Origin of the sequence: Yersinia vastinensis, from assembly GCF_902726565.1 — a bacterium.
GTDB lineage: Bacteria > Pseudomonadota > Gammaproteobacteria > Enterobacterales > Enterobacteriaceae > Yersinia > Yersinia vastinensis.
In genome coordinates this window covers 59,897-82,412 of record NZ_CACVAF010000002.1, presented here as the reverse complement: position 1 = coordinate 82,412, position 22,516 = coordinate 59,897, and the positions used below count along the sequence as shown (strand labels likewise).

Sequence of the window (22,516 nt, the reverse complement as noted above, 5' to 3'; positions counted from 1 at the left end):
CTTTAGGGGGTGAACAATATCGCTATTATTCGACCGATTGCGGTTTTGTTGCTGGAGCCGTTGCCTGAGTAGCAGCAGCATGACCACCGGCCGAACCTTTACCTGCGAAATCAAAGGCTGGGCGTTCCCAATGGCCTTGACTTGGTGCTGCAGGAGCATAATCAGGTGCTGGTGCTTTAGTCATTGGTGCTGAAGCATAGTGTTTGAATACTACGCCTTCAGGATGAGCAACTATCGGTTGTTGAGGTGCAGCAACAGGTTCAGCCACGGTCGTTTCTTCAACGACAGCTTCAGTGATTGCCGGTGCTTCTTCAACCGTGTTTTCTTCAGCAGCAGGAGTGATGACTGGCTCTTCAACTGTGGTCTCTTCAACTACGGCTTCTTCAAGTACCGTATTTTCAACGACAGTCTCTTCAGTTACAGCTTCTTCAACGACAGCCTCAGTAACGTCAGCGGCAGGCGCTGGTTCAACGGTGACGGCGGTTTCAGCCTCAGGTGCAATATCGGCAACCGGAGCCACTGTTTCAGCGACAGTTTCTGTAGCAATAGTATCTTCAACCGCAATGGCTTGCGCTACTGGCTCTACCGCCGGTTCGGTGATAACAACAGGTGTCGGAGCAATCACTGGCGCACGGCCAGGAACGGCTGCAGCTGAAGATGAAGAACCACCAGGCCTATGCTGTGGTGCTGGTGTCGGTGCCGGCACTTCAGCCACCGTAACAACCGGTGCAACAACAGGGGCAGCAATCAGCGGCGCTGCAACAACGGCGGCAGGTGCTTCAGCGACGACAGCCACTTCTTGCTCGTGTTCAACGTTTACTGGCAGTTGCTCTTCAACCGGATTTTCCACAAAGGCTTGTTCCATCGGTTGAGCCACCGGATAACGCACCCACACTTTGCCTGATGCCATTTCTGGAGAGGCAAAAGCACCGGCCAGAGGCATGGCAGATTGTGTTGGATAACGCTCATCACGATAGCGACGACGGCGCTGACCACTGACGCGCAGGTGGCGAGGTGAACGACGAGAGCGACGTGGCATGCCATTTTCATTGCTGGCATTACGGTCATTCGTTGCTTCCTCATCAGCCTGAACACTGCTGGCCTGCGGTAATAATTTCACTTCTTCCTGCACTACTGGAACGGCAATGTTAACCGCCGGTTCGCTGGCAGGATTTTCCAAGACATTCAGCTCATCATTGGCAGATTGAATACGCACTTTCTGATTCAACTGGCGACGTTGACGGCGTTGCATGACCTGTTGACGTTCTTCTTGCTCTGGCTGCGCTTCTTCTACAACACTGACTGGTGCTGCATCAACCTTAGCTTTAACATCCTGTGGTGCCTGGCGTTTATCATCTTGACGACGACGCTGGCGATCGCCACGACGTTGCGGCTGCTCTTCACGCTGCTCTTTATCCGCGTCAACAACATCAGATTGCGCTTGTGGCGCAGCTGCTTGCTGAGTCGGGCGCTTGTTCCGGCGTTGATCTTCACGGCCTTCGCGATTGGTATTGTCACGGCCAGAGTTAGAGTTATCACGGGTGCTGTTATCACGACCATTATTATCGCGACCTTCACGTGGAGTGCGGTCATTGCGATCTTTACGGCCATTGTTCTGGCGACGAGGATTACGACGATCGTTACGACGATTTTCGTTAGTTTCAGTTTTTTCAACTTCAACCGGCTTAACTTCCACTTCTTCAGAACCGCCGAAAATACTTTTCAGACCACTGAACAGGCGGCTAAAGAAGCCGGGTTGAGCCGTTGTCGTTGGTGTCGCGGTTTGCGGGGCAACTGTTGGCTTAACCGCCGCAGCAGGTGCTGTTTCTGGCGGCACTTCAGTCGGCAGAGAGAATGTCGCCAACGCAGGTTGTTCTGGGCGTTTGCGCTCAATGGTGGCTTCTTCCAGTGGCTGTGCCATTTCTGCTTCATGCAGTTGTGGCAGCAAGTAACTGAGGGAAGGAACCTCTTCACCTTTACGTACACGAAGCACCGAGTAATGCGGCGTTTGCATCTGATCGTTTGGTACGATCACCGCACGCACACCACCTTGGCGTTTTTCGATAGCATTAACGGATTCACGTTTCTCGTTCAACAAGTACGAGGCAATCTGTACCGGCACAATCGCGTGAACTTCATGGGTGTTTTCTTTCAGCGCTTCTTCTTCAATCAAACGCAGAATAGAAAGTGACAGGGATTCGTTGTCACGTACAGTCCCTGTACCGCTACAGCGTGGGCACACATGGTGGCTTGACTCGCCCAGTGATGGGCTGAGGCGCTGGCGGGACATCTCCAGTAAACCGAAGCGAGAAATACGACCAATTTGAATACGCGCCCGGTCTTGGCGAACGGCATCACGTAAGCGGTTTTCGACTTCACGCTGATGGCGCACTGGTGTCATATCGATAAAGTCGATGACAATCAAACCACCCAAGTCACGTAAACGTAACTGACGGGCAATTTCATCAGCGGCTTCAAGGTTAGTATTGAACGCGGTTTCTTCGATATCACCACCACGAGTTGCTCGCGCGGAGTTGATATCAATCGCGGTCAAGGCTTCAGTGGTGTCGATAACGATGGAGCCACCGGAAGGTAGACGCACTTCACGTTGGAATGCAGATTCTATCTGTGACTCAATCTGGTAGTGGCTGAATAATGGAATTTCACCACTATACAATTTGATTTTGCTACTGAAATCCGGACGACCAAGTGCTGCGATATGCTCTTTAGCCAGTTCGAGAACTTTAGGGTTATCGATCAGGATTTCGCCAATGTCTGGGCGCAGATAATCACGGAAAGCACGGACAATCACGTTACTTTCCTGATGAATCAAGAATGGCGCAGGGCGACCTTCAGCGGCTTTTTTAATCGCATCCCAGTGCTTAAGACGGAACGATAAGTCCCATTGCAGCGCATCAGCAGATTTACCAACACCCGCGGTACGCACAATCAGACCCATACCATCAGGTAATTGCAGGGAGGATAGCGCTTCTTTCAGTTCAGTACGGTCATCACCTTCGATACGGCGTGAAATACCACCGGCACGTGGGTTGTTTGGCATCAGAACTAAATAACTACCGGCCAGACTGATAAACGTCGTTAGTGCGGCACCTTTATTACCGCGTTCTTCTTTATCAACCTGAACAATAACTTCTTGGCCTTCCCGCAGGACATCTTTGATGTTCGGGCGGCCATGAGAGGAATAATTACTAGGGAAATATTCGCGAGAAATTTCTTTTAATGGGAGGAAACCATGTCGTTCAGCGCCGTAATCAACAAAAGCGGCTTCCAGACTGGGTTCGATTCGGGTGATTTTGCCTTTGTAAATATTCGCTTTTTTCTGTTCATGACCTGGGCTTTCAATATCCAAATCATACAGCCGCTGTCCATCTACAAGGGCAACACGCAACTCTTCTTGCTGAGTTGCGTTAATCAACATTCTTTTCATCTTTAACTTACTCGTTATTTTTACATTGTCATTAGAACTGCGGGCAAAATAACCTCATGGCCGGGTAGACCGATGGCCCCGAGTCTTCTAGCAAAGTCGTCAACCTCACGGTTGTCGCCTGCATAGGGGCGCATTATTTCGGTAAGCCTGTGTTTCTTTCTGAAAAACAGCGCTTTTATATAAAGGGTAGCTTCTGAATATAAGACAACAGAGCCTTACCCATTTGCCGGCCAAGCTGCAACCCGCAGCCCGCTAATTGCTTGATTTCACATTACGTCTTACGCCATTGCTGCGTTTTTGTGTGATCAGGCAAAGTTTTATTATTCCACAAGTCTCTTGGTCTAACGAGAATCAACGCAGAATTAATCACATTATTCCATTGCTGACACTGATATAGCAAGATGACTTTAGCTGTCTACGTAAAGATTCTTTTACTGTTTTCACAGTGTTGGCGGCTATCGTTGTCTTATTAAACAATAAATGCGCGCAAACGTTATCTTTAAATAGCCAGATTGACAGTTAAGCACATAAAAAGGGGTGGCGCTAATTCCTCGGTGTATTTAGAATCGCGCCCCATGAAAACGAATAATCCAGCAGTACAATTAATCACCATTTCTGCCGACGAAGCCGGTCAGCGGATCGATAACTTTTTGCTCACTAAATTGAAAGGTGTGCCAAAGAGTATGATCTACCGAATCGTTCGCAAAGGTGAGGTTCGCGTTAATAAAGGGCGTATTAAGCCAGAATATAAATTGGCTGACGGTGATGTGGTACGCGTGCCCCCGGTACGTGTTGCAGAACGTGAAGAGGTTCAGGTATCAGCTAAACTTGATAAAGTTGCAGCGCTGGCCGAGTGTATTTTATTTGAAGATGATTATCTGTTAGTGCTGAATAAACCTTCAGGCACTGCGGTGCATGGCGGCAGTGGTTTGAGTTTTGGTGTTATTGAAGCGTTGCGGGCGCTGCGACCTGAAGCGCGTTTCCTCGAGTTGGTGCATCGCCTTGACCGTGATACTTCCGGCGTCTTGTTGGTTGCCAAAAAACGTTCGGCATTGCGTTCTTTGCATGAGCAGCTGCGACTGAAAGGGATGCAGAAAGATTATTTAGCGTTAGTACGGGGTCAGTGGCAGTCCCATTGCAAAGCGGTGCAAGCACCTTTGCTGAAAAATATTATGCAAAGTGGCGAGCGCATGGTGAAAGTCAGCAGTGAAGGTAAACCATCAGAAACGCGCTTTAAAATTGAAGAGCGCTTTGAGCACGCAACTCTGGTTAAAGCCAGCCCGATTACGGGGCGAACGCACCAGATTCGTGTTCACGCACTGCATGCCGGTCACCCTATTGCTTTCGATGATCGCTACGGAGATCGCGAGTTTGACCAGCTGTTACAAGGAACGGGATTACATCGTTTGTTCCTGCATGCCGCGGCCTTACGTTTTGAACACCCGAACACGGGTGAAACCATGCGTATCGAAGCCCCATTAGATAATCAGCTACGCCATTGTTTGCAGGTTTTGCGTAAGAAAGCGGCAGTGTAACGCTTTTATTTCAAAAGTAATGGATTCACCCCTTGCTCGATTAACATTTGGGTGAGGGCGATTAATGGCAGGCCGATGAGTGTATTTGGGTCGCGGCCTGATAACCTGTCAAATAATGTAATACCCAAACCTTCACTTTTAAAACTGCCCGCACAATTCCACGGCTGTTCCCGCACTAAATAATTTTCTATTTCTTCTTTACTTAGCGTGCGGAAATAAACATCAAATGTTTCGCAAAGGCAATCATGGGTCTTTGTTGCCGTATTTAGCAGCGCCAGCCCAGTATAAAAAGTGACGCATTGACCACTGGCTTGTGCTAATTGCGCTACTGCGTTGGCATGATTGTGCGGTTTTCCAACGATGTTCCCATTGATTACGCAGACTTGGTCGGAGCCAATAATGAGATGCTGTGGGTAACGAGTGGCCAGTGCCTCGGCTTTTGCTCGTGCTAACCGTTGTACCAGATCACTAGCAGCTTCTGCCGGCAATGGCGTTTCATCGGTCTGCGGTGCATCAGCAATAAAGGGTAATTGCAACTTTTCAAGTAGTGCACGACGGTATGATGAGGTTGAGGCAAGAACCAGTTGCTGCATAATATTTTCCATAAATCGTAGCGTAATTTAATCAGGCATTTTAAACTGTGTTCCGCTTCGGAAGCGAATATTGGTGAAAGGTGCGGTAAAATGGCCTTTTTCTTTGACTCTATGTCGTTACAAAGTTAATATGCGCGCCCTATGCAAAAGGTAAAATTACCCCTAACCATTGATGCGGTTCGTACCGCTCAGAAACGTTTAGATTACGCAGGTATCTATTCACCTGAGCAGGTTACACGTGTAGCCGACTCAGTGGTCAGTGTGGACAGCGATGTCGTGGCCTCATTATCGTTTAATATCGATAATCAGCGTCTGGCGGTTATTACAGGTCATGCGGACGTCGATGTAACGTTGATGTGTCAGCGCTGTGGTAACACGTTTGCACACCATGTTCATACAACGTATTGTTTTAGCCCGATCGTCAATGATGAGCAGGCTGAAGCATTACCGGAAGCGTACGAGCCGATCGAAGTCGACGAATTTGGCGAAGTTGATCTGCTGGCAATGATTGAAGACGAAATTATTCTTTCACTGCCTGTCGTTCCGGTACATGATTCTGAACACTGTGAAGTGTCCGAGGCGGACATGGTATTTGGCAAACTGCCTGAAGAGGCGGAGAAACCTAATCCATTTGCCGTATTAGCCAGTTTAAAGAAAGTAATTAAGGAGTAAGGTCAATGGCCGTACAACAGAACAAACCAACTCGTTCCAAACGTGGCATGCGCCGTTCACACGATGCGCTGACCACTGCCACTCTGTCTGTGGACAAAACTTCCGGTGAAACTCACCTGCGTCACCACATCACAGCCGACGGTTTCTACCGCGGCCGCAAGGTTATCGGCTGAGTAGTACTTGCTAATCTTTAGCAAGGCGATACCTTGACTTGTCTAACCCTAGTGTTAGATGCAATGGGTGGGGACTTCGGTCCCTGCGTCACAGTGCCTGCTTCATTGCAGGCACTGGCCTCTAATCCAAAGCTTAAACTCCTGCTGGTCGGGAACCCCGACACCATCACTCCGTTACTTGTTAATGCCGATCCTTTGTTGCTGGAAAGGTTACAGGTAATCCCCGCTGAGCATGTTATTGCTAGCGATGCTAAACCTTCACAAGCTATTCGTGCCAGCCGTGGTACGTCCATGCGTATAGCATTGGAGCTGGTTAAAAACGGTGATGCCGCAGCCTGTGTCAGCGCAGGAAATACCGGAGCACTGATGGGGTTGGCGAAGTTGATGATCAAGCCACTGGATGGAATAGAGCGCCCAGCGTTGATGACCGTTATCCCAAATCAGCAACGCAGTAAGACTGTGGTACTGGATTTAGGGGCCAACGTTGAATGTGATAGCACGATGTTGGTGCAATTTGCCGTCATGGGTTCGGTGATGGCAGAAGAAGTTGTTGGGATAACAAACCCCCGTGTTGCTTTGCTGAATATCGGTGAAGAGGAAACCAAGGGGCTGGATAATATCCGCGAAGCCGCCGCAGTATTAAAAAATACACCGGCGATCAACTATATTGGTTATCTGGAAGGCAATGATTTGCTGACTGGCAAAACTGACGTCATGGTTTGTGACGGCTTCGTGGGTAACGTCACTCTAAAGACCATGGAAGGTGTGATAAGAATGTTCTTGTCATTGCTCAAATCATCGAGCGATGGCGGTAAACAATCCTGGTGGCTTAAACTCATTGGGCGTTGGCTGCAAAAACGCGTGGCGAAGCGGTTCGGTCATTTGAACCCCGACCAGTATAATGGCGCATGTCTGTTAGGATTACGGGGCATCGTAATCAAGAGCCACGGCGCGGCAAATCAACGTGCATTTGCCGTCGCAATCGAACAGGCTGTGCAGGCGGTGCAGCGGCAAGTCCCTCAGCGGATTGCCGCGCGCCTTGAAGCGGTATTACCCAAGAGTGACTGATCGTACATGTATACTAAGATTCTCGGTACGGGGAGTTATCTGCCCGTACAAGTGCGCAGTAATGCTGATTTAGAAAAAATGGTGGATACCTCAGACGAGTGGATTGTGACTCGGACAGGTATTCGTGAGCGTCGTATTGCTGGCTTGGATGAAACCGTTGCTACCATGGGTTTCCACGCAGCTGAAAAAGCGCTGGAAATGGCCGGTATTGATAAGAACGATATCGGGTTGATTATCGTTGCGACCACCTCTTCAAGTCATGCTTTCCCAAGCTCGGCTTGTCAGGTGCAGCAAATGCTGGGCATAAAAGATGCAGCTTCTTTTGATTTAGCTGCAGCTTGTGCCGGTTTTACCTACGCACTGAGTGTTGCTGATCAGTACGTTAAAAATGGTGCGGTTAAGCATGCAATCGTCATTGGCTCAGATGTGCTTTCCCGTGCGCTGAATCCAGAAGACCGTGGCACAATTATTCTGTTTGGTGATGGGGCGGGTGCAGTCGTATTGGGCGCATCTGAAGAGCAGGGGATTATTTCGACCCATTTGCATGCTGATGGTCGTTATGGCGAATTGCTGGCGTTACCGTATCAGGATCGCCAACAGCAAGACCAACCAGCCTATGTCACGATGGCGGGTAATGAAGTGTTTAAAGTTGCGGTGACGGAACTTGCCCACATCGTGGACGAGACATTGCAGGCCAATAATCTGGATCGCTCGGCGCTAGATTGGCTGGTGCCGCATCAGGCTAACCTGCGTATTATCAGCGCAACGGCTAAAAAATTAGGCATGGGGATGGATAAAGTGGTGATCACACTTGATCGCCATGGCAACACCTCTGCGGCATCTGTACCTGCGGCGTTAGACGAAGCGGTAAGAGATGGGCGTATTCAACGTGGGCAGTTAGTGCTGCTGGAAGCGTTTGGCGGCGGCTTTACCTGGGGCTCTGCGCTGGTTCGTTTTTGATTTAACAAACCTATTTTGGTTTAACAGGAAAGTAGAATGTCAAAATTTGCTTTTGTTTTTCCAGGCCAGGGTTCTCAATCCCTTGGCATGCTGGCTGATTTAGCTGCGCAATTCCCGATTGTAGAAGAGACCTTCAATGAAGCCTCCTCGGTTCTGGGTTACTCACTCTGGCAATTGGTGCAACAAGGCCCAGTTGAAGAATTGAATAAAACCTGGCAGACACAGCCAGCATTGCTGACAGCCTCTGTGGCTATCTGGCGTGTTTGGCAACATCAGGGCGGCAAACTGCCAGCGATGATGGCAGGTCACAGTCTGGGTGAGTACTCGGCTCTAGTTTGTGCTGGCGTTCTGGATTTCAAACAGGCAGTTCGTCTGGTTGAGTTACGTGGCAAGCTGATGCAGGAAGCGGTACCTGAAGGTACTGGCGCAATGTACGCCATTATCGGTTTGGATAATGAATCCATTGCTAAAGCTTGTGAAGAGTCAGCTCAAGGGCAGGTGGTCTCGCCAGTAAACTTTAATTCACCGGGTCAGGTGGTCATTGCGGGTAATAAGGATGCGGTAGAACGCGCGGGTGCTGCCTGTAAAGCCGCCGGTGCCAAACGTGCATTGCCTTTACCGGTCAGTGTGCCATCCCATTGTGCGCTGATGAAGCCCGCAGCGGACAAATTGGCCATTGCACTGGAAGAGATCGAATTCCAGGCACCATTATTCCCTGTTGTTAACAACGTAGATGTGAAAACTGAAGTGTCACCAGACGCTATCCGCAGCGCACTGGTGCGTCAGTTATATAATCCGGTACGTTGGACTGAGAGTGTAGAATTTATCGCAGCAGAAGGCGTTGAGCTGCTGTTAGAGGTTGGGCCAGGTAAAGTCTTGACTGGCTTAACCAAGCGTATTGTTGATACGTTAGCTGCGGCACCGGTAAACGATGTTGCCACACTGACCAACGCGCTTGAAAACTAAGAAAGAGGGTAACATGAGCTTCGAAGGAAAAATTGCGCTAGTCACAGGCGCTAGCCGCGGTATTGGTCGTGCGATTGCAGAATTATTGGCTGAACGTGGTGCCCGTGTTATTGGTACGGCGACCAGTGAAAAGGGCGCAGAAGCGATTAGCGCCTATCTGGGTGAGCAGGGCAAAGGTTTAATGCTGAATGTCGTAGATCCCGCGTCAATCGAGTCAGTTTTGGCAACGATTCGTGCGGAATTTGGAGAAGTCGACATTTTAGTGAATAATGCAGGTATTACGCGTGATAACCTGCTGATGCGTATGAAGGATGAAGAGTGGCAAGATATTATTGACACTGATCTGACTTCCGTATTCCGCCTGTCAAAAGCGGTAATGCGCGCTATGATGAAAAAGCGGTTTGGGCGTATCATCACCATTGGGTCTGTAGTTGGGACAATGGGCAATGCAGGGCAGGTTAACTACGCGGCAGCTAAAGCGGGTCTGATTGGTTTTAGCAAGTCTTTGGCGCGTGAGGTTGCTTCACGTGGCATTACTGTCAACGTTGTGGCACCTGGCTTTATTGAGACGGACATGACGACGGCGTTGACAGATGATCAACGCGCAGGCATTTTAGCCCAGGTTCCAGCTAACCGGCTTGGGCAAGCAAAAGAAATCGCCAGCGCTGTTGCATTTTTAGCCTCTGACGAGGCCAGCTACATCTCTGGTGAAACATTACATGTCAATGGCGGCATGTATATGATTTAAAAATCACGAAAGTATTTGCGTTATTTGAGGTGAAAACCGCAAAATAGCGTAAAATCGTGGTTTGACCAGCCTAGATTTAGTTGCATCTTTTTCAACATTTTATACACTACGAAAACCATCGCGAAAGCGAGTTTTGATAGGAAATTTAAGAGTATGAGCACTATCGAAGAACGCGTTAAGAAAATCATCGTTGAACAACTGGGTGTTAAAGAAGACGAAGTGAAGAACAGCGCTTCTTTCGTTGAAGATCTTGGCGCGGATTCTCTGGACACCGTTGAGCTGGTAATGGCTCTGGAAGAAGAATTTGATACTGAGATTCCAGACGAAGAAGCAGAGAAAATCACTACTGTTCAGGCAGCTATTGATTTTATCAACGCTAACCAGCAGTAAGCGTACATGCTTTAAGTTTAGATAGTTAGGCGGTCACTCGACCGCCTAAGTTTTTTTTGTCCTAAGTGTTATTTTCCCTCCTTGGAGGACAACCGTGTCTAAGCGTCGAGTTGTTGTGACTGGACTGGGCATGTTGTCTCCTGTCGGTAATACAGTCGAATCCACATGGAAAGCTGTTCTTGCCGGGCAGAGTGGCATCAGCCTGATCGACCATTTCGATACTAGTGCCTATGCAACGCGATTTGCTGGCTTAGTAAAAGATTTTAATTGTGAAGAGTACATTTCGCGTAAAGATGCACGCAAAATGGATGCTTTCATACAGTACGGTGTCGCTGCGGGCATGCAAGCTATGCAAGACTCCGGGCTTGAAGTAACAGAAGCCAATGCTTCACGTATCGGTGCCGCGATTGGTTCCGGTATTGGTGGCTTGGGTCTGATTGAAGAAAACCACACCTCGCTGGTGAACGGTGGGCCACGCAAAATCAGCCCATTCTTCGTGCCTTCAACCATTGTTAACATGATTGCCGGCCATCTGACCATTATGTATGGTCTGCGTGGGCCAAGCATCTCTATTGCCACGGCATGTACTTCTGGTGTGCACAACATCGGTCACGCAGCTCGTATCATTGCTTACAATGATGCTGATGTTATGGTGGCGGGTGGGGCTGAAAAGGCCAGTACGCCACTCGGTGTCGGCGGTTTTGGTGCTGCTCGCGCATTATCGACTCGCAACGAGAATCCACAGGCGGCAAGTCGCCCTTGGGATAAAGACCGTGACGGTTTCGTGCTGGGTGATGGCGCAGGTATGATGGTGCTGGAAGAGTACGAACACGCGAAAAAACGTGGTGCAAAAATCTATGCTGAAGTTGTTGGGTTCGGTATGAGCAGCGATGCTTATCACATGACCTCGCCACCGGAAGATGGTTCTGGCGCAGCTCTGGCAATGGTAAATGCATTACGTGACGCGGGTGTGAGCACATCGCAAATCGGCTATATCAATGCCCATGGCACATCAACTCCTGCTGGCGATAAAGCCGAAACGCAGGCAGTTAAGTCTGTATTTGGTGAAGATGCCTATAAAGTGATGGTCAGTTCCACCAAATCCATGACTGGGCATTTGTTAGGTGCAGCAGGTGCAGTCGAGTCTATCTTTACTGTGTTAGCTCTGCGAGATCAGGCCATTCCTGCAACTATCAATCTGGATAATCCAGATGAAGGTTGTGATTTGGACTTTGTTCCGCATGACGCTCGGCAGGTAAAAGATATGGAATACACCCTGTGTAACTCCTTTGGCTTCGGTGGTACTAACGGTTCTTTGGTTTTCCGCAAGGTATAACCTGTACTGTGTAATGCCAACGGCTAAAAAGACCCGGTTCTCCGGGTCTTTTATTAAGTGCGCTACGCATTATTCATAACATCCCGCCATAAAAATTGTCTTAAAATAGCTATTGGCTTAAATCTGATACTGTACCCATTCCATTTAAAGAGAATCTGAATGTTCTGGATTAATGGCATTGAACAAAGTTTGATTTCAGCTTCAGACCGCTCTGTTCAGTTTGGTGATGGCTGCTTTACCACCGCAAGAGTCTCTGATGGTCGTGTTGTCTGGCTTGATAAACACATATCGCGCTTACAGCAGGCCACTAAGCGGCTATTCATGCCCACTGTAAATTGGAGTGCCCTGACCAAGGAAATGGTTGAAGCGGCAAGTCATACTGAAGATGGTGTGCTGAAGGTGATTATCAGCCGGGGAACTGGAGGGCGTGGTTACAGTGGTACCGCATGCCAACACCCGACACGAATTATGTCTCTCAGCGACTATCCGGTTCAATATGATAGTTGGCGTGAGCGCGGGATCTCGCTGACACTGAGCCCGATATGCTTGGCGCGAAGTCAATTGCTGGCAGGTGTTAAGCATCTGAATCGACTAGAACAAGTCTTGATTCGTGCGCATCTTGAACAGACAGATGCGGATGAGGCGCTGGTGCTTGACACTGAAGGCATGCTGGTGGAATGCTGTGCGGCTAATTTATTCTGGCGTAAAGGTGATAAGATTTTTACTCCGGACCTGAGCCAATCAGGTGTTGATGGCATTATGCGCCAAAACATTATAGCGTGTTTGGCTGCGCGGGGCAGGCACGTCGCAATTGTGGCGCAACCGGTGAGTGTGCTGGCTGATGTCGATGAGGTCATTGTGTGTAACGCACTGATGCCGCTACTGCCGGTGAGCCGTGCCAATGAGTGGGTTTATCACTCGCGGCAGTTGTTTGATTTTCTCAATCAACATTGCTGTGATGTATGAATGACAGTGTTTATGACGACCTTTAATGTGAAGATGGCCGCCCGATGAAAATAAAAAGCACCAGAGCGTTAATCCTGTTTGTTGTTATCTGTTTAGGGTTGCTGCTATTGGGTTACCAGAGAGTACAAGAGTTCGCGGACCAGCCGTTGGCTATTCAGCAAGAAACCCTTTTTAAACTGCCAGCGGGAACGGGGCGGGTTGGATTGGAGAATTTACTGCAACGCGACCATCTGATTAAAAGCACTCGCTGGTTCCCGTGGCTTCTGCGCCTGGAGCCTGAGCTGGCTCAGTTTAAAGCCGGAACTTACCGCTTTACCCCCGGTATGACCGTGCGCGGTATGCTAGAACTGCTCGCCAGCGGTAAGGAAGCACAATTTACAGTACGCTTTGTTGAAGGCAAGCGGCTACGCGATTGGCTGGATGAATTACAGCAATCAAAATATATAAAGCATGTGTTAGACGGTAAAAGTGATGCTGAAATCGCAGTCTTGCTGGGATTGAACGACACTGAACACCCTGAAGGGTGGCTCTACCCTGATACTTACTCATACACTGCTGGCACCACCGATTTGGCATTGCTCAAACGCGCCCATGCAAAAATGGAAAAAACGGTTGATGAAATTTGGCAAGGGCGAGACAAGTCGTTGCCGTACAAGACCCCCAGCGAGCTGGTTACCATGGCGTCAATCATTGAAAAAGAAACAGCGGTAAATGAAGAAAGAACCAAAGTCGCCTCGGTCTTTATCAACCGCTTGCGCATTGGGATGCGCCTGCAGACCGATCCGACGGTAATTTATGGTATGGGTGACAAGTATAATGGCAACATTAGTCGTAAAGACTTAGATACCCCGACGCCTTATAATACTTACACTATTTCCGGCTTACCGCCGACGCCGATTGCTATGCCGGGGCTGGCATCGTTAACTGCGGCTGCGCATCCGGCCAAAACGCCTTATCTGTACTTTGTAGCCGACGGCAAGGGCGGTCATACCTTTACCACTAATTTAGCCAGTCATAACCAAGCGGTACGGGTTTATCGCCAATCGCTAAAGGATAAAAATGAACAGTAAATTTATCGTTATTGAAGGGCTTGAAGGGGCAGGGAAAACCACCGCCAGAGATACAGTGGTTGCCACATTACGTGCCCAAGGGATTAACGATATTGTCTTTACCCGCGAGCCGGGGGGGACGCCACTGGCGGAAAAGCTACGTGATTTAATTAAGCAAGGCATTGATGGTGAAGTCCTGACGGATAAAGCTGAAGTACTGATGTTGTATGCAGCCCGCGTACAATTGGTTGAAAATGTGATTAAACCGGCACTGGCTCAAGGGTGTTGGGTGGTCGGTGACCGCCATGATTTATCATCACAGGCTTATCAGGGGGGAGGTCGAGGGATTGATAGTCAACTCATGGCCTCATTACGTGACACAGTATTGGGTGAGTTTCGCCCCGATTTGACTCTGTATTTGGATCTACCACCGGTTGTTGGCCTAGCGCGTGCCCGTGCCCGTGGTGAGTTAGATCGTATTGAACAAGAGTCATTGGCTTTTTTTGAGCGTACTCGTGCACGCTATCTTGAATTAGCTGCCGCAGACTCCAGCATCAAAACTATTGATGCCTCCCAACCTCTGGAGCAGGTTAGTGACGCTATCAGCCAGGCACTTAAGCAATGGTTGGCACATCTGGAAACGGCATAATGAAATGGTATCCATGGCTGACCGCGCCTTATCGTCAATGGGTAGGGCAGCAGATTGCCGAGCGTGGTCATCATGCATTATTGCTACATTCTTTGCCCGGAAATGGTGAAGAGGCGTTGATTTATGGCATTAGCCGCTGGTTGATGTGTCAACAACGTCAGGGCGAGAAAAGCTGCGGTGAATGCCACAGTTGCCGGTTGATGTTGGCGGGTAATCATCCTGACTGGCATGTGCTGGCACCCGAAAAAGGCAAAAGTAGCATCGGCGTTGAACTGGTACGCCAGCAAATTGAAAAACTTTATTCTCATGCCCAGCAAGGCGGCGCAAAAGTCGTCTGGCTCCCTCATGCTGAATTGCTGACCGATGCAGCAGCGAATGCTTTGCTGAAAACGTTAGAAGAACCACCAGAGAAAACCTATTTCCTGCTGGATTGTCATCAGCCCGCCAGTTTATTAGCTACCTTGCGCAGCCGTTGCTTTTACTGGCACTTGGCTTGCCCTGATACCGTGTTGAGTCTGCAATGGCTTAATCGACAGATTCAGGCTGAACCAGTCTCAATGCTCGCCGCTCTAAAATTGAGTGAAGGTGCGCCGTTGGCGGCAGAACGTTTGTTGCAACCGGATAACTGGGCTATCAGAACTTCTCTGTGCAGCGTACTGAGCAACGCACTGCACAATACGGATTTACTGTCGTTGTTACCACCACTTAATCATGATGACGCGCCAGAACGTTTACAATGGCTCTCCTCGTTGGTGTTGGATGCTTTGAAGTGGCAACAAGGTGCAGGGGAGTTTGCCGTCAATCAGGATCAATTGCCGCTGGTGCAACAGTTGGCGCAAATGGCGACCACACCGGTATTGCTTCAATCAGCAAAAGCGCTGAGTCATTGCCGCCATCAATTATTATCTGTGGTCGGTGTTAATCGTGAATTATTACTCACCGAGCTACTGCTCAATTGGGAAACGGCCCTGACGACAGGCGCTTATTCCTCCTCATCCTCATTAGATATCTAGAAAACTTGGATTATTATGTTGTTAGTCGATTCTCATTGTCATCTTGATAGCCTTGATTACCAAACGCTGCACAGCAGTGTTGATGATGTATTGGCCAAAGCGAATGCGCGAGGTGTCGGTTTTGTGCTGGCGGTTGCCACGACATTGCCGGGCTTTTCGGCCATGACATCCCTCATCGGAGAGCGGAAGAATGTCGCATTTTCCTGTGGTGTTCACCCGCTGAACCTTGATGGTGGCTATGATTTTCAGCAACTTGAACATTTGGCGGCAGCAGATAATGTGGTTGCAATGGGCGAGACTGGGCTGGATTACTTCTATCAGAAAGACAATATCCCGCTACAACAAGCCTCTTTTCGCGAGCACATACGTATTGGTCGTAAATTAAATAAGCCAGTGATTGTGCACACCCGTGATGCTCGTGAAGACACATTGGCCATTTTGCGCGAAGAGCAGGCGCAAGACTGCGGTGGCGTTTTACATTGCTTTACAGAGGATAAAGCGACTGCAGCTACCTTGTTAGACTTAGGTTTCTATATCTCTTTCTCAGGGATCCTCACATTTCGCAATGCCGAACAATTGCGCGATGTTGCCCGTTATGTGCCGCTGGACAGATTACTTGTTGAAACGGATTCACCTTATCTGGCTCCGGTCCCTCATCGTGGTAAAGAGAATCAGCCAGCCTATGTCCGTGATGTTGCAGAGTATATGGCGGTACTGAAAGGCGTGAGTTTGGCATCATTGGCTCAGGCCACCACAGATAACTTCTGCCGGTTGTTTCATCTGGAATCATCGAACCTCTCCAGTGGTTTGCCCCAACTTCCTTAATAATACTTTTTTTTAAGCTCGTAATTAATCGCCGAAACGAGTAATGTTCTCACCCGATTTATTGGGTGAGGGCAGGTCTTGTTGACGTTTTTTTACAAAAAATGCGCGATTTGAACCAAATTAGGCGCTTTCTTGAAAGAAACGTGACTGCCATCAAACATTAAGCAGGCTATTTATTTTACTCTTCGTAAAAATTAAAAGGGTGCTTTAGACACCCTTATTCGCAAAGGCTTACTCCCCCCTTTGTAACGCCAATAAACGCGAGAAAAAGCAGAAAAAAGCACTATTACTCAGGAGCTCACTCAACTATGTTTAAGAACGCATTTGCAAACCTACAAAAGGTAGGTAAATCGCTAATGCTACCGGTATCCGTTTTACCCATCGCAGGTATTCTGCTGGGTGTCGGTTCCGCGAATTTTAGCTGGCTACCATCGGTAGTCTCTCACGTAATGGCAGAAGCGGGCGGTTCCGTTTTTGCTAACATGGCATTAATCTTTGCTATTGGCGTTGCACTTGGCTTTACCAATAACGACGGTGTGTCCGCGTTAGCGGCAGTTGTTGCTTATGGCATCATGGTGAAAACCATGGCTGTTGTCGCACCGCTGGTCTTGCATTTGCCAGCAGAAGAAATTGCTGCCAAGCATTTAGCGGATACCGGGGTACTGGGCGGGATTATTGCAGGTGCAATAGCCGCTTATATGTTTAACCGCTTCTACCGTATTCAGCTACCTGAATATTTGGGCTTCTTTGCGGGTAAACGCTTCGTTCCGATTATCTCTGGTTTTACCGCGATCTTTGTGGGCGTGATTCTGTCATTCGTATGGCCACCTATCGGTACTGCGATCCAGACATTCTCTCAGTGGGCTGCTTATCAGAACTCAGTCGTTGCCTTTGGTATTTACGGCGTTGTTGAACGTGCGCTAGTTCCATTCGGTCTGCACCATATCTGGAACGTACCATTCCAAATGCAAATTGGTGAATACACCAATGCGGCAGGTCAGGTATTCCACGGCGATATTCCACGCTATATGGCGGGTGACCCAACTGCGGGTAAATTGTCTGGCGGCTTCCTGTTCAAAATGTACGGCTTACCTGCAGCTGCGATTGCAATTTGGCACTCCGCTAAACCGGAAAACCGGGCAAAAGTGGGCGGGATCATGATCTCCGCAGCACTGACCTCATTCTTAACCGGTATTACCGAGCCAATCGAATTCTCCTTCATGTTCGTGGCACCAATCTTGTATGTTATCCATGCAATTCTGGCTGGTCTGGCATTCCCAATCTGTATCCTGCTTGGGATGCGTGACGGTACCAGCTTCTCCCACGGCTTGATTGACTTCGTCGTCCTGAGCGGCAATAGCAGCCGTATTTGGCTGTTCCCTCTGGTGGGTATCTGCTACGGTCTGGTGTACTACACTATCTTCCGTGTGCTGATTGCTAAACTGGATCTGAAAACACCAGGCCGTGAAGACAACGCGACTGAACAAACGGTACAGGGCGGCACCGAAATGTCAGCTGCACTGGTCGAAGCGTTCGGCGGTAAAGAAAACATCACTAACCTGGATGCTTGTATCACTCGTCTGCGCGTCAGCGTGGCGGATGTTTCCAAGGTTGACCAAGCGGGTCTGAAGAAATTGGGTGCTGCGGGTGTTGTGGTTGCAGGCTCAGGCGTTCAAGCCATCTTCGGGACTAAATCTGATAACCTGAAAACAGATATGGACGAGTACATCCGTAACCATTAATTCAGGTCAGGGGAGTGCAAAAGGGAGGCGAAAGCCTCCCTTTTTTTGTGCTCAGAAAATTTCAATAATTCTTAAGAACGCTATATTTCTCTACGAGTTCTTAAATTTCTTGATGAATATTTTTTGTGCGGGAAAATCGATTAGTAAGGCAAATTTATCAAGAAAGTTTTTCCCGATTAGCCCATCTGTATCCATCTGATTAAATGTTCCGTCTAACAGAACTGCTTTAAAATTAATTTCCTTGGTGCCCATTTCATTAAGTTGGAAATCTGATGCGACACATCCTTCATGTTTCATCCCCGTCATGACTTCTTGGCAGGATATGCTAACAAACGGGTTTTTAATTCTTTCTTTCCAAAATACAGAGACGGTTGCGCCAGTATCAACCACCATGTTGTATTCTTTTAAATTCTTCAACACGTTGATTGCAATCCCTTCTTGCGTCATTCGTAACGGCAGTGAGATCCATCCATCAGCCATATTAATGCCTAACGCTTGGGTAGTATCAGCAACCGACAGCCGCTGATTTTTGTAATCAATAAGCACCGCCTTTTCCTTGAATAAATCCAACCCAATCATCATGGTATGAGGAATGATGCTATCTGATGTGAGAGGCATTCCTCGAGGGGTAGCCAATGATATTCCTTTCACATCCTTAAATGTCATGCCATTAATCGAAAGTTGTGGAATATGGAATTTATCGTTTAAAAATATTTTCCCTGTCAAGTCAGTCGTGCGCTGTTTACCGGGTTCTGGTATTAAGCCGGGAAGTTGCGCCATGACATCCTTGAATAAATGTAGGGCAATGGTGGCGCCAGTATCGATCATAAAAGTTTGTCGCATGCCGTTGATTTCAACATTGACCACTGGTACTGAAGTGTCATCCCATTCAAAAGGCATATGCATGACCGAGTCGGCAGTGTGAGCTGCGGGAGCCGCCAGTGAAAATACGGAGAATAAGAGGCTAATTATCATCGTTCTGATATATTTATTGGATAAAAAAAGCATGAGGATTATCCTTTTCCATTTCAACATTTTTGCTGAGATCAAATACCCTATCCGCCATGGCAATCATTGTTGGGCGGTGGGCGATAAAAACCCGGGTTATGTTCAACGCACGTATCGAATCATTAATTCGAGTTTCGTTGTCGATATCCAAGTCACTGGTTGCTTCGTCAAGAAATAATATTCGTGGGCGTTTATATAAAGCTCGAGCCAGAGAGATACGTTGGCGCTGCCCACCGGATAGAGTGTTCCCCATGTCGCCGACCATCGTTTCATACTTCATTGGCATGGCTTCAATCTCAGAATGAATTGATGCCATGCGAGCACATTCAAATACCCATTCATTTTCAGGATGAATATCAAATGAACTGATGTTATCAAGCAAGGATCCGGCAAAGAGCCTATCCTCTTGTAATACATAGGCAATGCTTTTACGGTAGACGCCTAAACCCAATCGTTGTACATCTACGCCATCTAATAAAATAGAGCCACTTTCCTGAGGCGCTAAACCCCCCATTATTTTAAGGAGGGTTGATTTACCGCAACCCGATGGCCCGATTATGGCAATGCTTTCCCCGGCCTTGATAGACAGAAACACATTTTCAAATACGGCGGGTTCACCGTCGCCATAGCGATAACTCAGGCCCTTAACTTCAATGTCGCCAGCAATGGTATTGGGCGTAGCCACATTTTTCTCACCTATTTCAAGCTCTGGAAGGGCAAGCGCGACGTCGGAGAGATGCTCACTGTGCATATCAATCAAACGTAGTTTGATAATAGAATCAATGACTCGTATGGTTCGAGTGATGTACATATCCGAATAAATCAAGAAAGCAAACAGCATGCCTGTAGTCGCTGTGCCTTCACCGATCAGTTTAGCTCCTAACCATAATGTTATCGCCGAGGACAAGCCGATTAACAAAAGACCTATAGTCTGTGTCGCCAGATCTATTTTAAAAAGGTAGGCTTTGGCATTAGCTTCATCGATAACTAAATTGAGCCAATCAGATCGCCGACGTTCAACTAGATCAAAGATTTTGACGCACGCGATTCCGCGAATGGTTTCGAGGAAATGCGACTGTTGTTTAGCTTCGTGAGCAATAGCTTCCAGATTGGCAGAACGATAGGCACCAAAAAGAAAGAATTTGATGGCAGCATAGAGAACGGATATCAATACAACAATGACTACGAGCTGGCCATTATAGGCCCACATCAGAAAGAACAGCCCAATGATCACCACAATATCCAGCAGCGATGCCACCATTTCCGCGGTAAAAGCATCTTGCACAACTGACAGCGAGTTAAAGCGTGAACTGACATCACCAATATGGCGCTTTTCGAAATAGGACACAGGTAATCGGATCAAATGACTAAAAAGTCCAGAGTTCCATTGGATGCCCAATGTGTATTTAACAGAGATAACCGCCCAAGCTCGAACTAGGCTGAACAAGGCTCTAAAGAGCAATAAAGCAATAATTCCCCAAGTTATCAGTGATACCAAATCAATATCGCCAGACTTTAACACCATATCGATAGTGAATTGAGCTGCCATCGGTACGACCATAGCAAGAAGTTCGATGCATAGCGAAAGGGTTAATACTTGGGTTAAAGCCCGTGGCAACCCTGATACATTTTTGAACATATCCAGCAGCCGAATGGTTTTTTTTTCAGTCCGGCGCTGAAAATTCTGATTAGGCCAAACTTCAAGTGCGATACCGGTAAAATGCTGGGATAACTCAGTAAAAGAAATTCGGCGTTCACCTTTGGCTGGGTCTAGGATGATGGCTCCGTGGCGAGAAAATTTTTTCAGTACCACAAAGTGGTTAAATGACCAATGCAGGATACAGGGGGTTCTTAGCTGATGAGCGCTGTCCATATCAGCCTGCACGGGACGCGAACCTAAGGATAAGCGATCGGCAAGCACGATAAGATTCCGCAAACTCATCCCTTTCAGCGACACTTGAAAGTGTTTACGCAGGGCATGGAGATCCATGTTAAGACCATAATAGCTTGCAATCATCGCCATACAGGCCAGCCCGCACTCTGTTGCCTCGGTTTGCATCACTAGTGGCAAGCGTTGTCGGAGAGGAGAAAAGTAACTTTTCATGCGGCATCTCTCGGCTTACTTTGAGTGGTGATATGACTATTTTTGAGGGGAAAAAGTAACCATTGGTAGAGTGGTCGTTTCCTGATGAAGATATCAGTTTCAACACCGATTCCTGGACGTAGAGGATAGGTTTTCCCTGCCAGAAGTACCCCGTTATTTTTAGGACTCACTCGCACTTGGAAATACCGCAGTGGCAACTGACGAGCCTGCCCTCTATTTACATCTAAGTTTTGCTCGATTGAGGTAGCCGAAATTGACTTTACTGTGCCGCTATATTGCCCAAACCATTGGTAGGGGTAGGCGTCGAAGCGCAATCTTACTGACTGGCCCTCACGTAATTCACCGATAGCTTCGGCAGTGGCAAAAATCTCCACTTCGGCGTGCCCCGATGCTGGTACAACACTTGCCAATTCTTGGGTTGCCTGAACAGTGTGGCCGGTTAATCCTGTAATACCGGTTAATGTGCCAGTAATAGGCGATGTTACATGCAATTCTCGTCGCTCTTCAACCGATACTAAATCTTGGTCCAACCGTGCAGTCTGCCGGAGTAACATCTCTAGTGAGGACTCAACCTCGTTGCGAATTACTGCTAGCCTAGCTTTGATGCTGATAATTTCCCCCTGTAGTTTCACCTTTTCTCGTTGGAAGGCAGCAAGCTGAATTGAGGCATTGTAATACTCGGAGCGGCGGCTCATATGTTCTGTTTCAAGGGCTATCCCTTTGTGAACTAATCTCTTGAAGTGCTCTGCTTTTTTCAGTAACCATGATGTTTGTTGTGCTGATTGAGTAAGCAAACCATTCATTTTTTGCAGTTCAACTTCTTTATTTTTTAGGTTCTGGGCAAGAAAGCTTTTCTCGGTATCTGCTGCCGCTGATTTGAGTTTTATTTCTCGCTCAATGGTGGCTTTCTGAGATTTTAATGATGAAGTTATTTGATGTTTTGTGCCGCCATTCGCTGTTTGCGTTTCCATGTTCACGATAAAAATCACCTCCCCTGCACGAACCATTTTCCCCTCCGCAGCGAAGCTGCTGACAATAACTCCATCATGAGAGGGGGTTATTCGCGCCACGGCAGGGTGGTGAATAACGGTACCGGTCAGAGTGACTCTTTGCGTGTAATCACCTACGACCAAAAATGCAATGAGGCCGATAATAAGCGCCAGTGCGAGCATGACCCAAATAGACGCGCCAACAGGGGTAATGACTTGCGGGCTACCTAGCCAATGATGAAAACTATGTTCTATAGCTTCCGGTCTGAAAATAGGGTGTCT

20 protein-coding genes are annotated in these 22,516 nt (G+C 48.1%); 15 read left to right on the top strand and 5 right to left on the bottom strand.

The window, feature by feature from the left end; translation table 11 throughout:
* Positions 1 to 25 precede the first annotated feature (25 nt).
* Complete coding sequence (gene rne, locus HUZ92_RS03130) at positions 26 to 3,448, bottom strand: ribonuclease E (RefSeq protein ID WP_145579690.1); 3,423 nt, start codon at positions 3,446 to 3,448, stop codon at positions 26 to 28.
* A 575-nt stretch (positions 3,449 to 4,023) separates the two neighbouring features.
* Here rne and rluC point away from each other — a divergent pair.
* On the top strand, positions 4,024 to 4,983 hold the full coding sequence (rluC, locus tag HUZ92_RS03125; RefSeq protein WP_050097206.1) for a 23S rRNA pseudouridine(955/2504/2580) synthase RluC: 960 nt from the start codon (positions 4,024 to 4,026) through the stop codon (positions 4,981 to 4,983).
* A gap of 5 nt (positions 4,984 to 4,988) precedes the next feature.
* Here the strand turns inward: rluC and HUZ92_RS03120 are convergent, their stop codons facing one another.
* Positions 4,989 to 5,576, bottom strand: coding sequence for a Maf family protein (locus HUZ92_RS03120; RefSeq protein ID WP_050097207.1), 588 nt, complete (start codon positions 5,574 to 5,576; stop codon positions 4,989 to 4,991).
* Between the two features lie 141 nt (positions 5,577 to 5,717).
* Between HUZ92_RS03120 and yceD the strand changes: the two genes are divergently transcribed.
* The 14 genes from yceD to ptsG all read left to right on the top strand — a co-directional run bounded on the left by yceD (position 5,718) and on the right by ptsG (position 18,133).
* Complete coding sequence (yceD, locus tag HUZ92_RS03115) at positions 5,718 to 6,248, top strand: 23S rRNA accumulation protein YceD (protein ID WP_004709643.1); 531 nt, start codon at positions 5,718 to 5,720, stop codon at positions 6,246 to 6,248.
* A gap of 5 nt (positions 6,249 to 6,253) precedes the next feature.
* Positions 6,254 to 6,421, top strand: coding sequence for a 50S ribosomal protein L32 (gene rpmF, locus HUZ92_RS03110; RefSeq protein ID WP_002210931.1), 168 nt, complete (start codon positions 6,254 to 6,256; stop codon positions 6,419 to 6,421).
* Positions 6,422 to 6,454: 33 nt separating this feature from the next.
* Complete coding sequence (gene plsX, locus HUZ92_RS03105) at positions 6,455 to 7,489, top strand: phosphate acyltransferase PlsX (protein ID WP_145579689.1); 1,035 nt, start codon at positions 6,455 to 6,457, stop codon at positions 7,487 to 7,489.
* A 6-nt stretch (positions 7,490 to 7,495) separates the two neighbouring features.
* On the top strand, positions 7,496 to 8,449 hold the full coding sequence (locus tag HUZ92_RS03100) for a beta-ketoacyl-ACP synthase III (protein ID WP_050097208.1): 954 nt from the start codon (positions 7,496 to 7,498) through the stop codon (positions 8,447 to 8,449).
* 36 nt (positions 8,450 to 8,485) lie between these two features.
* On the top strand, positions 8,486 to 9,415 hold the full coding sequence (fabD, locus tag HUZ92_RS03095; protein ID WP_145579688.1) for an ACP S-malonyltransferase: 930 nt from the start codon (positions 8,486 to 8,488) through the stop codon (positions 9,413 to 9,415).
* A gap of 13 nt (positions 9,416 to 9,428) precedes the next feature.
* Positions 9,429 to 10,163 (top strand): 3-oxoacyl-ACP reductase FabG, encoded by a 735-nt coding sequence (fabG, locus tag HUZ92_RS03090; protein ID WP_004713222.1) that lies wholly within the window; start codon positions 9,429 to 9,431, stop codon positions 10,161 to 10,163.
* Positions 10,164 to 10,316: 153 nt separating this feature from the next.
* Positions 10,317 to 10,553, top strand: coding sequence for an acyl carrier protein (acpP, locus tag HUZ92_RS03085; protein ID WP_002220787.1), 237 nt, complete (start codon positions 10,317 to 10,319; stop codon positions 10,551 to 10,553).
* A gap of 94 nt (positions 10,554 to 10,647) precedes the next feature.
* Complete coding sequence (gene fabF, locus HUZ92_RS03080; RefSeq protein ID WP_072086455.1) at positions 10,648 to 11,889, top strand: beta-ketoacyl-ACP synthase II; 1,242 nt, start codon at positions 10,648 to 10,650, stop codon at positions 11,887 to 11,889.
* Between the two features lie 159 nt (positions 11,890 to 12,048).
* Positions 12,049 to 12,855, top strand: a complete 807-nt coding sequence (gene pabC, locus HUZ92_RS03075; protein ID WP_145579687.1) for an aminodeoxychorismate lyase — start codon at positions 12,049 to 12,051, stop codon at positions 12,853 to 12,855.
* A 44-nt stretch (positions 12,856 to 12,899) separates the two neighbouring features.
* Positions 12,900 to 13,925, top strand: a complete 1,026-nt coding sequence (gene mltG / locus HUZ92_RS03070; protein WP_050097212.1) for an endolytic transglycosylase MltG — start codon at positions 12,900 to 12,902, stop codon at positions 13,923 to 13,925.
* Positions 13,915 to 14,553 carry a dTMP kinase gene (tmk, locus tag HUZ92_RS03065; protein ID WP_050097213.1) on the top strand — a complete coding sequence of 213 codons (639 nt, stop codon included), beginning with the start codon at positions 13,915 to 13,917 and terminating at the stop codon, positions 14,551 to 14,553. The genes mltG and tmk overlap by 11 nt, the downstream gene beginning before the upstream one ends.
* Complete coding sequence (holB, locus tag HUZ92_RS03060; protein ID WP_145579686.1) at positions 14,553 to 15,566, top strand: DNA polymerase III subunit delta'; 1,014 nt, start codon at positions 14,553 to 14,555, stop codon at positions 15,564 to 15,566. Before tmk ends, holB begins: the two co-directional genes overlap by 1 nt.
* Positions 15,567 to 15,581: 15 nt before the next feature.
* Positions 15,582 to 16,391 (top strand): metal-dependent hydrolase, encoded by an 810-nt coding sequence (locus HUZ92_RS03055; protein WP_050139671.1) that lies wholly within the window; start codon positions 15,582 to 15,584, stop codon positions 16,389 to 16,391.
* Between the two features lie 308 nt (positions 16,392 to 16,699).
* Positions 16,700 to 18,133 carry a PTS glucose transporter subunit IIBC gene (gene ptsG / locus HUZ92_RS03050; RefSeq protein ID WP_050097216.1) on the top strand — a complete coding sequence of 478 codons (1,434 nt, stop codon included), beginning with the start codon at positions 16,700 to 16,702 and terminating at the stop codon, positions 18,131 to 18,133.
* A 90-nt stretch (positions 18,134 to 18,223) separates the two neighbouring features.
* On the opposite strand, the gene HUZ92_RS03045 is transcribed toward ptsG, so the two are convergent.
* From HUZ92_RS03045 to HUZ92_RS03035, 3 genes are read right to left on the bottom strand one after another with little or no spacing between them, the layout of a single operon-like run.
* Entirely contained in the window at positions 18,224 to 19,141 is a 918-nt protein-coding gene (locus HUZ92_RS03045) for an aspartyl protease family protein (RefSeq protein ID WP_050097257.1), read from the bottom strand.
* Positions 19,122 to 21,245, bottom strand: a complete 2,124-nt coding sequence (locus tag HUZ92_RS03040; protein WP_145579685.1) for a peptidase domain-containing ABC transporter — start codon at positions 21,243 to 21,245, stop codon at positions 19,122 to 19,124. Before HUZ92_RS03040 ends, HUZ92_RS03045 begins: the two co-directional genes overlap by 20 nt.
* On the bottom strand, positions 21,242 to 22,417 hold the full coding sequence (locus HUZ92_RS03035) for an HlyD family secretion protein (protein ID WP_235896654.1): 1,176 nt from the start codon (positions 22,415 to 22,417) through the stop codon (positions 21,242 to 21,244). The genes HUZ92_RS03040 and HUZ92_RS03035 overlap by 4 nt, the downstream gene beginning before the upstream one ends.
* Positions 22,418 to 22,516 lie beyond the last annotated feature (99 nt).

Bases quoted from the DNA above. Each gene is read 5' to 3' on its own strand.
- fabG (WP_004713222.1), top strand. From the start codon at position 9,429: ATGAGCTTCGAAGGAAAAATTGCGCTAGTCACAGGCGCTAGCCGCGGT.
- mltG (WP_050097212.1), top strand. From the start codon at position 12,900: ATGAAAATAAAAAGCACCAGAGCGTTAATCCTGTTTGTTGTTATCTGT.
- rpmF (WP_002210931.1), top strand. From the start codon at position 6,254: ATGGCCGTACAACAGAACAAACCAACTCGTTCCAAACGTGGCATGCGC.
- pabC (WP_145579687.1), top strand. From the start codon at position 12,049: ATGTTCTGGATTAATGGCATTGAACAAAGTTTGATTTCAGCTTCAGAC.
- HUZ92_RS03045 (WP_050097257.1), bottom strand. From the start codon at position 19,141: ATGCTTTTTTTATCCAATAAATATATCAGAACGATGATAATTAGCCTC.
- rne (WP_145579690.1), bottom strand. From the start codon at position 3,448: ATGAAAAGAATGTTGATTAACGCAACTCAGCAAGAAGAGTTGCGTGTT.
- yceD (WP_004709643.1), top strand. From the start codon at position 5,718: ATGCAAAAGGTAAAATTACCCCTAACCATTGATGCGGTTCGTACCGCT.
- HUZ92_RS03100 (WP_050097208.1), top strand. From the start codon at position 7,496: ATGTATACTAAGATTCTCGGTACGGGGAGTTATCTGCCCGTACAAGTG.
- HUZ92_RS03035 (WP_235896654.1), bottom strand. From the start codon at position 22,417: ATGCTCGCACTGGCGCTTATTATCGGCCTCATTGCATTTTTGGTCGTA.
- acpP (WP_002220787.1), top strand. From the start codon at position 10,317: ATGAGCACTATCGAAGAACGCGTTAAGAAAATCATCGTTGAACAACTG.
- HUZ92_RS03055 (WP_050139671.1), top strand. From the start codon at position 15,582: ATGTTGTTAGTCGATTCTCATTGTCATCTTGATAGCCTTGATTACCAA.
- rluC (WP_050097206.1), top strand. From the start codon at position 4,024: ATGAAAACGAATAATCCAGCAGTACAATTAATCACCATTTCTGCCGAC.
- HUZ92_RS03120 (WP_050097207.1), bottom strand. From the start codon at position 5,576: ATGCAGCAACTGGTTCTTGCCTCAACCTCATCATACCGTCGTGCACTA.
- holB (WP_145579686.1), top strand. From the start codon at position 14,553: ATGAAATGGTATCCATGGCTGACCGCGCCTTATCGTCAATGGGTAGGG.
- fabD (WP_145579688.1), top strand. From the start codon at position 8,486: ATGTCAAAATTTGCTTTTGTTTTTCCAGGCCAGGGTTCTCAATCCCTT.
- ptsG (WP_050097216.1), top strand. From the start codon at position 16,700: ATGTTTAAGAACGCATTTGCAAACCTACAAAAGGTAGGTAAATCGCTA.
- tmk (WP_050097213.1), top strand. From the start codon at position 13,915: ATGAACAGTAAATTTATCGTTATTGAAGGGCTTGAAGGGGCAGGGAAA.
- HUZ92_RS03040 (WP_145579685.1), bottom strand. From the start codon at position 21,245: ATGAAAAGTTACTTTTCTCCTCTCCGACAACGCTTGCCACTAGTGATG.